Source organism: Ottowia sp. VDI28 (assembly GCF_049532675.1).
In the GTDB taxonomy this organism is placed as follows: domain Bacteria; phylum Pseudomonadota; class Gammaproteobacteria; order Burkholderiales; family Burkholderiaceae_C; genus Ottowia.
In genome coordinates this window covers 5,889,838-5,904,891 of sequence record NZ_CP149820.1, presented here as the reverse complement: position 1 = coordinate 5,904,891, position 15,054 = coordinate 5,889,838, and the positions used below count along the sequence as shown (strand labels likewise).

Here is a 15,054-nt window from a genome sequence, read left to right as displayed (position 1 = left end):
AGCGTCATGGAAAACAGCAATGAACGAAATTGCCTTGCGCATCGAAAACCTGGTGGTGCAGCGTGGCAGCGCGCAGGTGGTCAATGGCGTTTCCTTCGAGGTGCCGCGTGGCGGCAGCCTGGGGATCGTGGGGGAGTCGGGTTGCGGCAAGAGCACCATCCTGCGCGCGGTGGCCGGCATCGATACGCAATGGTCTGGCCGCATCGAAGTGGCAGGCCGGCCTATCGGCATACGGCGCGCACCGGCGGACCGGCGCGCCATGCAGATGGTGTTCCAGGACCCGCTGGCCGCGCTCAACCCGAGCCATACCATCGACGAAATTCTGCGCGAACCTCTCGTGGTGCACGGCGTGGGCGACCGCGAGAGGCGCATCGCCGAAGCGCTGCAAACCGTGGCGCTTCCGCTCTCGGTGCGTTTTCGTTTTCCGGGCCAGCTTTCGGGCGGGCAACGCCAGCGCGTCTGCATCGCCCGGGCATTGCTGGTGCAGCCGCAGGTGCTGCTGTTGGATGAACCCACTTCCGCGCTCGATGTGTCTGTACAGGCCGAAGTGCTGAACCTGCTGGCGCGGCTGCGGCGCGAGCAGCAACAGGCCTTCGTGCTGGTCAGCCACGACCTGCACGTGGTGGCCCATATGTGCGATCAGGTCGCTTTCATGGTGGGCGGCCGTTTTACTGACATGCTCCCGCGCGAGCAACTGCGCGGTGCCCGGCTGAGCGATCCGGAGGCTCAGCGGTTGCTGGAGGCGGCGCTGAGCCACTAAGACCGTGAACACGTTCTAAAAGCGTGTTCACGGTCTTCCGAACAGCGGGAAAGAGGGTTCAGGTACGATGCTTTCTGTATTTTGGAATAGTTGTTCTTTATTTGTGACCGCCCTAAGATTCGTTCCACCGAGGCCGGCTCCGTGAAGCGGCTCAACCCATAAAACATCACTCATGACCACCACCCCTCTTCTGCCTCTGGCCGGCGTCCGTGTCGTCGAGTTCTGCTCGACCGCCTCTGGCCCCTTTTCCACCATGCTGTTGTCCGACATGGGCGCCGAAGTGGTCAAGATCGAGCCGCCTGCGGGCGACGGCCTGCGCCAGTGGCCTCCGCTCAACGAAGGCTACAGCGAAAATTTTGCCTCGCTCAACCGCAACAAGCGCTCGGCCGTGCTCAACCTCAAGGACCCGGCTGACGTGGCTCTGGCCCGCCAGCTCATTCTGGATGCCGATGTGGTGGTGGAGAACAACCGCCCTGGCGTGATGGACCGCCTGGGCCTGGGCTGGGCCGCCATGTCGGCCGAAAAGCCCACGCTTCTGTTTTGCTCCATCTCTGCCTACGGCCAGAGCGGCCCGCGTTCGGGCGAAGGCGGGTTCGATCTGACCATCCAGGCGGCCGCGGGCGTGATGAGCGTGACCGGCGAGCCGGAAGGCGCCCCCGTCAAGTGCGGGGTGCCGCTGTCGGACTTCGCCTCTGGCCTGTACGCGGCCTTTTCCATTGCATCCATGCTGGCGCATGTGCGCGCGGGCGGGCAGGGCGCGCACATCGACATCCCGATGTTCGGCTGCACGCTGGGCATCGCCGCGCTGCAGACCAGCGAGTATTTTGGCAATGGGCGCAGCCCGGTGAAGCTGGGCTCGGCGCACCCGCGCAATGCGCCCTATCAGGCGTTCCAGGCGAAAGACGGTTATTTCGCCATTGCGGCGGGCAACCACAAGCTGTGGCTGAGCGTGCTGGAGGTGGTGGGAATGCCCGCGCTGGCCGACGATGTGCGCTTTGTGAGCACCACCGACCGGGCGAAGAACCAGGCGGCGTTGAAGGAGATCCTGGAGACGCTGTTCACCCAGAAGCCGGTGGAGCACTGGATCGCGGCGTTCAATGAAGCGGGGGTGCCGCATGCGCGCATCAATGACTATGCCTCGGCACTGGCCGATGAGCAGACCGAGCACATGGGCTGGGTGCAACCGCTGACGCTGCCCAATGGCAAGCAGACGCGCACCTTCGCGTCACCCGTGCGGCTGAGCGGCCAGGGCTTTCCCATTCGCCGCTCGCCCCCGGGCCTCGGCGAACATACCGAGGAAATCCGCGCGGAGTACGCCCAAAAAGTGGAGTGATTTTTAGTTTGACTCCTATTCCTCGTCATTCCCGCCTGCGAGGGAATGACGGGGCATGAGCCTGCCTAGTTTCTAGCCCATCCATGACCCCCCTCAAGACCCTTCTCAATCCCCGTTCCGTCGCCGTGATCGGCGCCTCCGAAGACCAGGCCAAGTTCGGCGGCCGTCTCTACAAGACTTTGCTGCAGCACCAGTATGACGGTGCCGTCTACCCCATCAACCCCGGCCGCGATACGCTTTTCGGCCTGAAGACCTTCCCCAGCATCGATGCCACGCCGCAGGCGCCGGACATGGTCGTCATGGCCCTGCCGCGCGAGAAGGTCAAGGCGGAGATCGCCGCCTGCGCCGCACGAGGGACCAAAGCGGGCATCATCATCACCTCCAAGTTTTCCGATGCCGGCCCTGAGGGCTTGGCGCTGGAGCGCGAAGTGGTGGCTGCAGCCCAGGAACACGGCATGCGCCTCATCGGCCCCAACTGCCTGGGCCTCATCAGCCCCGCCAACAAGCTGGTGCTGTGCTCTTCTCCGGCCCTCAATGTGCCCAGCCTGATCGAAGCGCCCATTGGCTTTGTCAGCCAGAGCGGCGCGCTCATGGGCACGCTGTTCGACCGTTCCTATGGCATGGGCATCGGGTTTTCGCACTGCGTCTCGGTGGGCAACCAGGCGGACCTGGAACTCTGCGATTTCGTGGAGTTCCTCATCGAGGACGAGCGCACGCAGGTGATCTGCAGCTATGTGGAAGGCATCAAATCGGCGCCACGCTTCGTGGAATTGGCGCGGCGCGCGCGGGCGGCTGGCAAGCCATGGCTGATGGTCAAGGCCGGCGCCAGCGATGACGGCAGCCGTGCGGCCTACTCGCACACCGCGAGCATGGCGGGCGATTTCGCCGCGCTCAAGGCCATCTGCGAGCGTGAGAACGTGGTCATGATGGAGGACCCGTTGAACATGCTGAGCCTGGCCCGCGCCATGGTGCGCTATCCGAAGCGCCGCGTGCGCGATGTGGCCATTTTGACCACCTCGGGTGGCGGCGGCGCGATCTCCGCCGACCAGCTTTCCCACGCCGGCATTGACCTGACGCGCTTCAGCGAGGCCACGAAGGCCACGCTGGCCGAGCACTATTCCGAGGGGCAGGCCGGCAACCCTATCGACATCGGCGGCCGCAAGTCCGACGCCAGGCCTGATCTGGGTGTGGTGACGGCTGAGGTCGCCCTGGCTGATCCGGCGACCGATCTGGCCTTGATGGTATTGACCACCGCTCCCGACGTGCCCGGCTTCACGCGCCAGTTGGCTGACGGCGCGGAGCGCCCAGCGGCTGGCGGCAAACCTACACTCTATGTGATGCTGCCCGGCCGCGTGGCCGAGCCCGCGCGCAAGATGCTGGTGGAGCGCAGCCTGCCCTATGTGGACACGTTGGCCGAAGCGATGGATATCCTGCGCGGCTGGAAGGCCTGGTCGATCCACGAGGAACCGGGGACGCCGCAGCGTCCCGCCGGCATGCCGGCCACCGAGGTGCCCGCCGATGGCACGCTGGGCGAGGGCCCTTCGAAAGCGCTGCTGGGGCGGGCGGGCTTGCCTGTGAACCAGGAGCGTGTCGTGGCGGATGCACAAGCCGCTGTGGCTGCTGCGGGCGAGTTGGGCTACCCGTTGGTGCTGAAAGTCGTTTCTCCCGATATCGCCCACAAGTCCGACGTGGGCGGCGTGGCGCTGAACATTGCGGATGCGGATGATCTCCGCCAGCGCCTTGCCGCCATGCAGGCCAGCGTGGCGCAGGCCGCGCCCAAGGCGCGCATCGAAGGCTATTCGCTGCAGAAGCAGGAAAGCGGTGAACTCGAGCTGATCGTCGGCGCGCGGCGCGACGCGCAGTTTGGCGCCCAGGTGGTGGTGGGTGCCGGCGGCGTGCTGGTGGAACTGCTCAAGGACGTGGCGGTGCTGCCTGCGCCGGTGGATGCCGCCAGCGCGCGCCGCGCCGTTGACGCGCTCAAGGTCGCGCCGCTGCTGCGTCCCTACCGGGGCCGCGGGGCGCTGGATGTGGAGGCCGTGGTCGATGCCATCGTGCGTCTTGGCTGGCTGGCCCATGACCTGGAGGCCAGCGGCCGGGATTTCGAAATCGAGGTGAACCCGCTCAAGGTCAAGCTGGCAGGGCAGGGCGCCGTGGCGGTGGATGCCCGTGCGCGTATCGGCGAGATGGGCGAGGTTTGATTTCAGGTGGCCTGTGTTAGTACGCGCGGCAGCGTTCCGGCACAGGCCCCATTTGTTCCATATTTCTTCAGGAGATAGCTATGTCCCAAGTCACCATCGAGCAGCACGGCAAGGTCACGCTGTTCACCATCAACCGTCCGGCCCGCAAGAACGCCATCTGCAAGGACACCGCGCTGGAGTTGCAGGCGGGCTTCGCCGCCTTCGATGCGTCCGAGCAGCGCGTGGCTGTCATCACCGGCTCCGGCAACGACTCGTTTTCCTCGGGTGCCGATGTGAGCAACCTGCCTGAGCTGTGGCGCTGCATCCCGGGTTCGGGCTTCACCACGGACAAGCCCATCATCGCCGCTACCGCAGGCTGGGTGGTAGGCGGCGCGCTGGTGCTCACCATGATGTGCGATCTCATCGTGGCGGCCGAGAACACGCGCTTTTCCTACCCCGAAGCCCGCCTCGGCTTCACTGGCGGCATGATCGCCGGCTTGGCCGCGCGCATTCCGCACAAGGCCGCCATGGACCTGATGCTGCTGGGCCGTCCCATGAGCGCCCAGCGCGCCTACGACGTGGGATTGGTCAGCGATGTGGTGGAAACCGGCAAGCATGTCGAGGTGGCGATGGAGCAGGCCCAGGCCCTGGCCAATTCCGCGCCGCTGGTGCTCGCCACCATCAAGCGCTTCGTCAACCAGCATGTGCTGGCCAAGAGCCCCTCGGAGATCATGTCCGAGACCATCCGCCAGCTCAACGTGGTGCGCGAGAGCGCCGATACCCAGGAAGGCATGGCGGCTTTCCGCGAAAAACGGACGCCGAACTACACCGGCCGCTGATTTCTTCTTCTCGGTTCCTGGAACGTGCACACGTTCCAGGAACCGGCGATGCGTGTGACCGGGGAGGGCAGGTCCTTGACAAAGGGTTTTGCCTGTGGGCGGTGGTGCCAGTTTGTGCGAACATCACGCCCCATTCCGGTTTTCCGAGTAAAGAAAGGTTCGCATCGTCATGACCAAATTTGCTGTTCGCCGTCTGGCTATCGGCACCATGGCCGCCATGGCTGCTCTCGCGGCAGCGCCCTGGGCGCAGGCCCAAAACGTCAAATCGGTCGGCGTGACCGCCATCGTGGACCACCCCGCCCTCGATTCCGTACGCAAGGGCGTGGAAGACGAACTGAAAGCGTTGGGCTGGGAAGAAGGCAAGAACCTCAAGCTGAGCTACCAGAGCGCCCAAGGCAATACCGCCACCGCCGGCCAGATCGCCCGTAAATTCGCTGGCGACAAGGTCGACGCCATCGTGGCCATTGCCACGCCGAGCGCCCAGGCCGCCGTGGCCGCCACCAAGAGCATCCCCGTGGTATTCACCGCCGTGACTGACCCCGTGGCCGCCAAGCTGGTCAAGAGCTGGAAGCCTTCAGGCACCAACGTCACGGGCGTCTCTGATGCGCTGCCCCTGGCTGCGCAGATCGATCTGCTGCTGAAGGTGAAACCCGGCGCCAAGCGCGTGGGCTATGTCTATAGCCCGGGCGAAGTCAACTCCACCATCGTGCTGAAGGAACTCAAGGCCGAGCTGTCCAAGCGCGGCATGACCGTGGCCGAAGCCGCCGCGCCGCGCACGGTGGATATTCCCTCCGCCTCCAAGAGCCTGGTGGGCAAGGCTGATGTGATCTACACCAGCACGGACAACAACGTCGTCTCGGCTTATGAGTCCATGGTCCGTGTTGCGGAAGAAGGCAAGCTGCCCCTGGTGGCCGCCGATACCGATTCCGTCAAGCGCGGCGCTGTGGCGGCCTTGGGCATGAACTACTACGACCTCGGCCGCCAGACGGGCAAGGTCGTCGACCGCATCCTCAAGGGCACCAAGCCGGGCGCGATCGCGCCTGAAGTCGGCACCAAGATGTCCTTGGTGGTCAACCCCGGTGCAGCCGAGAAGCAAGGCATCAAACTGCCTGAGGCGCTTGTCAAGGAAGCCGCGGAAGTGGTGAAATGAAGCCGTGAAATGGCGCGGCTGAAATAGAATCCCGTTCCCAAACCGGCGCCCGCGTGGCGCCGGTGTTGTTTCCTGGCGGCTTAGAACACCCTCTATACGCCTTGTTTGTTTCGTTGCAAAAGACTGGACCAGCCAATGTCGATGCTCTCATTCATGGGCGCGCTGGAGATCGGCCTTATCTTCGCGCTGGTGGCGCTGGGGGTATGGATCTCGTTTCGCGTGCTCGATTTTCCGGATCTCACCGCCGACGGCAGCTTCCCGCTCGGTGGCGCGGTGGCCGCGGTCCTTATCGTGTCAGGCTGCAATCCCTGGCTGGCCTGCGGCGCGGCCATGCTGGCTGGCGCGGTGGCGGGGCTGGTTACCGGCTGGCTCAACGTGCGGCTGGGGATCTTGCAACTGCTGGCCTCCATCCTGACCATGATCGCGCTGTATTCGATCAACCTGCGCATCATGGGGGCGCCGAACATTCCGCTGCTGGGCGAGCCCACCGTCTTCAGCCCTTTCGTCAGTGATGACAACGCCTATTGGGTGCAGCCTCTGGTGCTGGCGGTGATCGTGCTGGTGGTCAAGCTGATACTTGACTGGTTCTTCGCTTCCCAAATGGGCCTGGCCCTGCGCGCCACGGGCGCCAACCCGCGCATGGCAAGGGCTCAAGGCATTGCCACCGGGCGCGTGACCTTGGGCGGCATGGCGCTGTCCAATGCATTGATTGCCCTGGGCGGCGCGCTTTATGTGCAAACGCAGGGCGGTTCCGACATTTCCATGGGCCTGGGCACCATCGTCATCGGCCTGGCCGCGGTCATCATCGGCGAAACGCTGATGCCCAGCCGTGCGTTGTTCATCATTACTCTGGCCACCGTGGTGGGGGCGGTGCTCTACCGCATCTTCATCGCGCTGGCCTTGCAGGCGGATTTCATTGGCCTGCAGGCGCAGGATCTGAACCTGATCACCGCGGTGCTCGTGGCGGTGGCCCTGGTGCTGCCGCGCTTCAAGTCCAAATGGCGCAAGCCTGCCAAAAACGGTAAATCCGCCAACGCCGTCACGGGAGGCCAGCCATGATGCAATTGCATGACCTGCGCAAGACCTTCAATCCGGGCACGCCGATCGAGAACCCGGCGCTGCGCGGCGTGAACCTGAACGTGGCCGCTGGCGAGTTCGTGACCGTCATCGGCTCCAACGGATCGGGCAAGTCGACCACACTGAACGCCATCAGCGGCGATCTGCTCGTTGACACCGGCCGCATCGTCATTGATGACCGCGATGTGACGCGCCTGAATGCCTGGCAGAGAGCGGGCCTTGTGGCGCGCGTGTTTCAAGATCCCATGGCCGGTACCTGCGAGGCGCTCAGCATCGAGGAGAACCTGGCCTTGGCCTGGCAGCGCGGCCAGCGCCGCGGCCTGGGGCGCGCCGTGCGGGCCGATCTGCGCACCCTGTTCCGCGAGAGGCTGAAACAGCTGAACCTGGGGCTGGAAAACCGTCTCAGCGACCGTATGGGGCTGCTCTCCGGCGGTCAGCGCCAGGCGGTGAGCTTGCTGATGGCCGCGCTGCAGCCTTCGCGTATTCTGCTGCTTGACGAACACACCGCCGCGCTCGATCCCAAAACGGCGGCTTTCGTGCTTCAACTGACCGACCGCATCGTGACCGAAAACAAGCTGACAGCCTTGATGGTCACCCACTCCATGCGCCAGGCGCTGGATCATGGCACGCGTACCGTCATGCTGCACCAGGGAGAGGTGGTGCTCGACGTTTCGGGTGAGCAGCGCTCCCGCATGGATGTCCCGGATCTGCTGGCGATGTTCGAGCGCACGCGCGGTGAGAAGGTGAGCGACGACGCGCTGCTGCTCGATTGAGCGGCGGCCCGGGCCGGGCTGGCCTTCAATCCAGCCCGCGCACCAAGGCCATGGCCTCGTCGACCCGCTCTACCGCGTGAATGGTCAGGCCTTCAAAAGATTTGTCCGCCTTCTTCGGCGCGTTGGCTTTCGGCACCACCGCCACGGAGAATCCGAGCTTCGCGGCCTCTTTCAGCCGCTCCTGCCCCCGCGGAGCAGGCCGCACTTCTCCCGCCAATCCCACCTCGCCAAAGGCGATGAAGCCCTTGGGTAGCGGCTTGCCGCGCAGGCTGCTGGTGATTGCCAGCATCACTGCCAGGTCGGCCGCCGGTTCGCTGATGCGCACACCGCCCACCGCGTTGACGAAGACATCCTGATCGCCCGTGGCCACTCCGGCGTGCTGATGCAGTACCGCCAGCAGCATGGCCAGGCGGTCGCGCTCGAGGCCCACCGAGAGGCGGCGCGGGCTGGGGCCGCCCGAATCCACCAAGGCCTGGATTTCCACCAGCATCGGCCGCGAGCCTTCCAGCGTGACCAGCACGCAACTGCCTGGCACCGGTTGCGGGTGCTGGCTGAGGAAGATCGCGCTCGGATTGCTCACGCCCTTGAGCCCGCGCTCGGTCATGGCGAACACGCCGATCTCGTTCACGGCGCCAAAGCGGTTCTTGATGGCGCGGATCAGGCGGAAGCTGGAATGTGTGTCACCCTCGAAGTACAGCACCGTATCCACCATATGCTCCAGCACGCGCGGGCCGGCCAATTGACCATCCTTGGTCACGTGGCCCACCAGCACGATCGCGCAGCCGCTGGATTTGGCATAGCGCGTGAGATGCGCCGCGCATTCCCGTACTTGTGCCACGCTCCCGGGGGCGCTCGTGAGCTGGTCGCTGTAAACCGTCTGGATCGAGTCGATCACGGCCACGGCCGGCTGCTGGCTGGCCAGCGTGGCCAGTATTTTCTCCAACTGGATTTCGGCCAGCACATTTACTTTCGAGCCTGTGATGCCCAGCCGCCTGGCGCGCAGCGCCACCTGAGCGCCGCTCTCTTCGCCGGTCACGTAAAGCGTATTCAATTGCGCGTGCTGCAACGCATCGAGTGCCTGCAGCAACAGGGTCGATTTGCCGATGCCGGGATCCCCGCCGATCAGCACCACCCCGCCTTCGACGATGCCCCCGCCCAGGACGCGATCCAGTTCGCTCTGCCCGGTGGGCGTGCGCGCCACTTCCACGGCCTCGATGGCGGCCAGCGGACGCACCTCGCTGCTCGGCGCCAGGGCGGAGAAGGCCGCGCCCAGGCGGTTCTTGCCCGGAGCAGGCGCCTCGGACACCGATTCGATCAGCGAATTCCAGGCGCCGCACGAGGGGCACTTGCCCAGCCAGCGCGCGCTGGTGGCACCGCATTCATTGCAGGTATAAACACTCTTTTCTTTGGCCATTGCCCGATCGTAACGGTGTCGGGCACAGGGCCCGCCTGTGTTCGATTTACCGGTGCTGACTCTTTACCCATTCCAACTCTTATGATCGCCCTTGCGCTGGTGGAGAATGCTGTATCCAGGAGTTCATTGCATGAAATACCACCGACTTCTCTGGCCGTTCGTCCTGAGCTCGGCATTGGCCTCTGCCGCGTGCAGTAGTGCCGGGGCGCCAGGAGCAGTCTCACCCCCGGCGGCCGGCCCTACTCAGGTTGACAGCGGCCAGCCTCCGCAAAACAAGTGCGATGCCGCTGCGGCGCAGTCTCTTGTCGGGCAGGTCTACGCGCCGGCCATGTTGGCGCAGGCGATGACCGCTGCCGGAGCCGATCAGGCACGCATGCTGCATGTAGATAGCATCACGACGCAGGAGTTCATGATGGGCCGGTTGAACCTGGTGATCGACAAAGAGCAGCGCGTTGCACACGTCCGCTGCGGTTGAAAGTCCTATTTTTTTCTGAATCGACCCTATTCACAGGAGAGTTCCCCCATGATGATGCGCCATATTCTGTGGGCCGCCGTAGCCGCTACCGCCTTGACGGCTTGTGGAGGCGACTCCAGCGACAGTCCGGCCCCTTCGCCGACGCCCACACCTACTCCCTCGCCTTCACCTTCGCCGCTGCCCGTCTCCGGCGACCGCATCGAGCCGCTGGATACCGCGCTTTCTCCGAGCAGTGCCCAAGCCAAATCAGCCCAGGCCGCCACCAGGCATATCCCCGCCGGCGCTCCCGTGGGACGCGTGCAATTGGGGCCTCTGGCGGTCGTCAAATCGGCTGTCGCCCCTGAAGCAAAGGGTGTGGCCTACAGGATCGGCGAAGGCCGGGATGTGCTCGCCACCGCGGAGGCGGACGGCCTGGCCGCGCTGTTGAGCTGGAGCCCCACGGCGGACGGCGGTCTGGTCGCCGGCATTTCCTTTGTCGCTGACGGTGCGCAAGCTGTCCGGCTGGGCGTGCTGGCCGACAGTATTCCCGCCGGCACCGTTCTGCGCTTCTATGGCGCGGAAACCGATGAAGTCGTGGAGATGAGCGCGGCCCAACTGGCTGCCTTGCGCCTGGGCAACGAACAGGGCGGCGTCACGGGCGATGCCGCGCGCATGGTCTGGGGACCGGACACCACTGGGGATGTCAGCACCCTGGAAGTGCAACTCGCCCCCGGTGTCGATCCTGCCGTGCTGCGGCTGGCCGTGCCCCGTTTGTCGCATCTGGGCGCTACCGCGGAGCAAACCCTGACGTCGAAAACAGTGGAATCCATCGGCAGTTCAGCCAGTTGCCACCAGGACGTGATGTGCCGGCCGGATCTGGAGACCGAGAGCCGGGCAGTCGCCAAAATGCTCTATACCAGCAGCGCCGACGGCCGTTCCTACATGTGCACCGGCACGCTGCTCAACGACGCCAAAGGCAGCCGGACACCTAACTTCGTGACGGCCACGCACTGCGTTCCCGATCAGGCCACGGCTTCGAGCCTCATTACCTACTGGTTCTTCCGTGCCGCCGCGTGCAACAGCACACCTCAGTACGATCAGAGCATGACGCGGGTTACGGGGGCTCTCAGTTGCTCTTTGCCAACGCGTCGATCGACACCACGCTGCTGCGCCTGTATAGCTCACCGCCTGCCAGGGTGGTCTACGCCGGTTCCTACTTCGGTGCGGGCGTGCAGTCGGGCTTGGACGTGGTGGGCATCCATGACCCCATGGGCGATTTGCAAAAGTACAGCTTGGGAGAAGTGACTGGCTACGCCCTCTGCACCAGCGACAGCTGCAATGCGGCTGACGCCAATACAGGCCTCCGCTACCAGGTGACCTGGCAACTCGGCTCTACCCAGCAGGGCAGCAGCGGATCCGCCATCTTTGCCCAATCCGGCAACTCCCGCTATGTGATCGGAACGCTCTGGGGCGGCAATGCCAGCTGCAGCGGTGGCGGGGCGGACTACTACGGCCGTTTCAACAAGGCTTATGACGCGGGGGTCAAGAACTGGATTCAGTAGGCCCCCCTGAGGCGCTGACGCGCCTTCCCCCAGGGGGACGCCTCTGGCGGCCGGGCTAAGCCCGCTCCGCGGAGGCACCGCATGGCCTGCTCCGCGGCCCTTTGAATCTCTCGTCATTCCCGCGCAGGCGGGAATCCAGTACTTCCTTTCCAGCGGCCTTGGAGTTTCGTCCGCGCGGAAATGATATGGGGTGGGCGCGCTGCGGTGACAGACGTTTGGGGACTCTGCCAGTCTTCCTGGCCCTTCTTCCTTCTCACGCGTCACAATCGAGCCATGAGCATCACCGTTGACGATTTCGACATGCCGCCTGACCGCGCGGTGCCGCGCATGGTGTCGGCCGCGCCTGCGTCGCCGCAGGAGGAAGCGCTGGAGCGTGCCTTGCGCCCCAAGCTGCTGCATGATTACGTGGGCCAGGCCAAGGCGCGCGAACAACTGGAGATCTTTATCGGCGCGGCGAAAAAGCGCGGCGAGGCGCTGGATCATGTGCTGCTGTTCGGCCCGCCTGGGCTGGGCAAGACCACGCTGTCGCACATCATCGCGCATGAGCTGGGCGTGAACCTGCGCCAGACCAGCGGCCCCGTGCTGGAAAAGCCCAAGGACCTGGCCGCGCTGCTGACCAACCTGGAGCGCAACGACGTCCTGTTCATCGATGAAATCCACCGCCTGAGCCCGGTGGTGGAGGAAATCCTCTACCCCGCGCTGGAAGATTTCCAGATCGACATCATGATCGGCGAAGGACCGGCGGCACGCTCGATCAAGCTGGATGTGCAGCCTTTCACCCTGGTCGGCGCCACCACCCGAGCCGGCATGCTCACCAATCCGCTGCGCGACCGTTTCGGTATCGTTGCCAGGCTGGAGTTCTACACGCCCGAGGAACTCACGCGCATCGTGGCGCGCTCGGCTGGTTTGCTGCAAGTGGAAGCCGAGCCCGAGGGTGCGCGTGAGATCGCCCGCCGCAGCCGCGGTACACCCCGGATCGCCAACCGCCTGCTGCGCCGGGTGCGAGACTACGCAGACGTGAAAGGCGAGGGGCGCATCACGCCCGACATCGCACACCGTGCGCTGGCCATGCTCGACGTGGATCCCATTGGCCTCGATGTCATGGACCGCAAGATGCTCGAAGCCGTGATTCACCGCTTCGACGGCGGCCCGGTGGGCTTGGACAACATCGCCGCCAGCATTGGCGAGGAACCGGGCACCATCGAAGACGTGATCGAGCCCTACCTTATTCAGCAGGGCTACCTGCAGCGCACCCCGCGCGGGCGCGTGGCGACCCTGGCCGCTTATCGGCACCTCGGCGTGGCCGCCCCGCAATCTCCTGGCGGCTTGTTCGGCGACGCATCCTGACAGGACTGGCACTTTGAAGAAGTGCCTTAGACGTTTGCAATCCTGCATCCCTGCGGGAACGCGCTTACTTTTTTGCACAAAAAGTACGCATGGCATCGGCGCAGATACAACACTTTAGATCGCAAATATACGGTTACCTATGGTGCAATCAATAAGTTGCTCCCGGTAAGCAGGTGTCTTTGGTCTTTGAATCGAGTTCTTCGTTGGCATGGTTCAAGGCATGTGTCTGCCCAGGGGAAACAGCGGACCGCGCGCGGCAGGGATGCGCGGAGATTTTTCAAATCTGAAGAGGATTTACATGAATAAGTACATCGCCGAAGTCATCGGTACTTTCTGGCTGGTCCTGGGCGGTTGCGGCAGCGCCGTATTGGCCGCGGCATTTCCGGAGCTTGGCATTGGTTTTGCCGGCGTGGCACTGGCTTTCGGCCTGACGGTGCTCACCATGGCATTCGCCATCGGTCATATCTCCGGTTGCCACCTGAACCCGGCGGTGTCTTTTGGCTTGTGGGCCGGCGGGCGCTTTCCCGGCAAGGATCTGATTCCCTACATCGTCGCGCAGGTCGTAGGCGCCATCGCGGCAGCGGCCGTGCTGTATGTGATCGCCAGTGGCCAGGCGGGCTGGCAACCAGGCGGCTTCGCGTCGAACGGCTTTGGTGATCTCTCTCCCGGCAAATACTCCATGACCGCCGTGCTGGTGTGCGAAGTGGTCATGACCGCGGTCTTCCTCTTCGTGATCATGGGCGCGACCGACAAGCGCGCCCCAGCCGGTTTCGCCCCCATCGCGATCGGCCTGTGCCTGACACTGATCCACCTGATCAGCATTCCGGTCTCCAACACCTCGGTCAACCCCGCGCGTTCCACTGGCGTGGCGCTCTTTGCACAGACCGGCGCCGTGGGCCAGTTGTGGCTGTTCTGGGTCGCGCCCATCGTCGGCGGCATCATCGGCGCCGTCATCTACAGAGCCGTAGCAGGAGAGGAGTAACCCCCGAGGCGCTACGCGCCTTCCCCAGAACAAAGCCCCCACGCTCCCTCGCTTCGCGTAGTCCGCTGCCCCCGAGGGGGCCGCTTTTCATCTTGGGAGCGGCCCGGCGATGAAAAGAGGGACACCCCCAACCATACAAGCCAGCTCCGCGGCTGCTTCCGGATGGCTTGCTCCGCAGCGCTTTGGAGCGGGAAGATGAAATCCGTTTTTTTCCGGGTGTGGGTGCTGGAGAAGGTGAAGGCGGCTTGGTTTGAGCAGAAGGGTTTTCCTCTTTCGCGGGTCTTCCCTGCGAGCATGAAGTAGATAATCCATCTATGCACATTCGCTTCACCAAGATGCAGGGCGCGGGCAACGATTTCGTCGTGCTCGATGAAACAGCCGGTCCGCTGGGGCTTTCGCCTGCGCAGTATCGTTGGCTGGCGGATCGCCATTTCGGCGTCGGTGCCGACCAGATCCTCGGTGTTCGCCCTTCACCGCAGCCCGACGCCGATTTCGAGTACGTCATCCACAACAGTGACGGCAGCGAGGTCGAACACTGCGGCAACGGCGCGCGCTGCTTTGTGCGCTATGTGCGAGGGCGCGGCCTGACCGACAAGCGCACGGTGCGCGTGAAAATCAAGAACGGCACCATCGAGTTGACCGAGCAGGCCAATGGCGAAGTCACCGTTGACATGGGCGCACCCATATTCGATCTGCCCACCGTGCCCTTCAACCCGGCTGGCCTGACCCCCGCCGCCCGACACGGCTGGCAGCTTTGGCCGCTGGATCTGGGCCACGCATCGGTTCAGGTCGGTGTGCTTTCCATGGGCAACCCTCATGCCGTGCAACTGGTGGACGACGTCGATACCGCTCCGGTGTCTGTTCAAGGTCCGCTGATCGAATCGCATCCGGCGTTTCCCAATCGCGTGAACGCCGGTTTCATGCAAGTCGTGAGCCGTGGCCATGTGCGCCTGCGTGTGTACGAGCGGGGCGCGGGCGAAACGCTGGCCTGTGGCACCGGTGCTTGCGCGGCCGTGGTGGCTGGTATCCGCCTGGGTTTGCTCGATGCGCGTGTGCGGGTAGATACGCGCGGCGGCACGCTGACGATCGAGTGGGCAGGCCAGGCCGCCAGTCCGGTGATGATGACCGGCCCCGCCACCACCGTTTTCGAAGGCGAAATAGAGATCCCCGAGAGCCTGTAATACCA

At 64.4% G+C, this 15,054-nt stretch carries 14 protein-coding genes; 13 read left to right on the top strand and 1 reads right to left on the bottom strand.

The genetic code is table 11. The annotated features are described in order from the left end of the window. Positions 1–19: 19 nt before the first annotated feature. The 7 genes from WJU18_RS28010 (at position 20) to WJU18_RS27980 (ending at position 8,109) form a co-directional block, all read left to right on the top strand. Positions 20–760, top strand: coding sequence for an ABC transporter ATP-binding protein (locus WJU18_RS28010; protein ID WP_423457388.1), 741 nt, complete (start codon positions 20–22; stop codon positions 758–760). A 172-nt stretch (positions 761–932) separates the two neighbouring features. Then, on the top strand, positions 933–2,093 hold the full coding sequence (locus WJU18_RS28005) for a CaiB/BaiF CoA transferase family protein (RefSeq protein WP_423457386.1): 1,161 nt from the start codon (positions 933–935) through the stop codon (positions 2,091–2,093). Between the two features lie 83 nt (positions 2,094–2,176). After that, positions 2,177–4,291, top strand: a complete 2,115-nt coding sequence (locus WJU18_RS28000) for an acetate--CoA ligase family protein (protein WP_423457384.1) — start codon at positions 2,177–2,179, stop codon at positions 4,289–4,291. A gap of 80 nt (positions 4,292–4,371) precedes the next feature. After that, on the top strand, positions 4,372–5,109 hold the full coding sequence (locus WJU18_RS27995) for an enoyl-CoA hydratase/isomerase family protein (protein WP_423457382.1): 738 nt from the start codon (positions 4,372–4,374) through the stop codon (positions 5,107–5,109). A 169-nt stretch (positions 5,110–5,278) separates the two neighbouring features. After that, a complete protein-coding gene (locus WJU18_RS27990) occupies positions 5,279–6,259 on the top strand; it encodes an ABC transporter substrate-binding protein (protein WP_423457380.1) in 981 nt (326 codons plus the stop codon). Between the two features lie 135 nt (positions 6,260–6,394). Next, complete coding sequence (locus tag WJU18_RS27985; RefSeq protein ID WP_423457378.1) at positions 6,395–7,318, top strand: ABC transporter permease; 924 nt, start codon at positions 6,395–6,397, stop codon at positions 7,316–7,318. After that, positions 7,315–8,109: an ABC transporter ATP-binding protein gene (locus tag WJU18_RS27980; RefSeq protein WP_423457376.1), complete on the top strand. Its 795-nt coding sequence runs from the start codon at positions 7,315–7,317 to the stop codon at positions 8,107–8,109. Before WJU18_RS27985 ends, WJU18_RS27980 begins: the two co-directional genes overlap by 4 nt. A 25-nt stretch (positions 8,110–8,134) precedes the next feature. Here the strand turns inward: WJU18_RS27980 and radA are convergent, their stop codons facing one another. Next, positions 8,135–9,523, bottom strand: coding sequence for a DNA repair protein RadA (gene radA / locus WJU18_RS27975; protein WP_423457374.1), 1,389 nt, complete (start codon positions 9,521–9,523; stop codon positions 8,135–8,137). Positions 9,524–9,653: 130 nt separating this feature from the next. Here radA and WJU18_RS27970 point away from each other — a divergent pair, with 130 nt between their 5' ends. From WJU18_RS27970 to dapF, 6 genes are all read left to right on the top strand, one after another. Beyond that, a complete protein-coding gene (locus tag WJU18_RS27970; RefSeq protein WP_423457373.1) occupies positions 9,654–9,998 on the top strand; it encodes an I78 family peptidase inhibitor in 345 nt (114 codons plus the stop codon). Positions 9,999–10,046: 48 nt separating this feature from the next. Beyond that, positions 10,047–11,282 (top strand): hypothetical protein, encoded by a 1,236-nt coding sequence (locus WJU18_RS27965; RefSeq protein ID WP_423457371.1) that lies wholly within the window; start codon positions 10,047–10,049, stop codon positions 11,280–11,282. After that, positions 11,270–11,539, top strand: a complete 270-nt coding sequence (locus tag WJU18_RS27960; RefSeq protein ID WP_423457369.1) for a hypothetical protein — start codon at positions 11,270–11,272, stop codon at positions 11,537–11,539. Before WJU18_RS27965 ends, WJU18_RS27960 begins: the two co-directional genes overlap by 13 nt. Positions 11,540–11,812: 273 nt before the next feature. Further along, positions 11,813–12,886 (top strand): Holliday junction branch migration DNA helicase RuvB, encoded by a 1,074-nt coding sequence (gene ruvB, locus WJU18_RS27955; RefSeq protein ID WP_423457367.1) that lies wholly within the window; start codon positions 11,813–11,815, stop codon positions 12,884–12,886. 298 nt (positions 12,887–13,184) lie between these two features. Next, entirely contained in the window at positions 13,185–13,868 is a 684-nt protein-coding gene (aqpZ, locus tag WJU18_RS27950; RefSeq protein ID WP_423457365.1) for an aquaporin Z, read from the top strand. A gap of 314 nt (positions 13,869–14,182) precedes the next feature. Continuing rightward, positions 14,183–15,049, top strand: a complete 867-nt coding sequence (gene dapF, locus WJU18_RS27945) for a diaminopimelate epimerase (protein ID WP_423457363.1) — start codon at positions 14,183–14,185, stop codon at positions 15,047–15,049. The last annotated feature ends 5 nt before the right edge of the window (positions 15,050–15,054 follow it).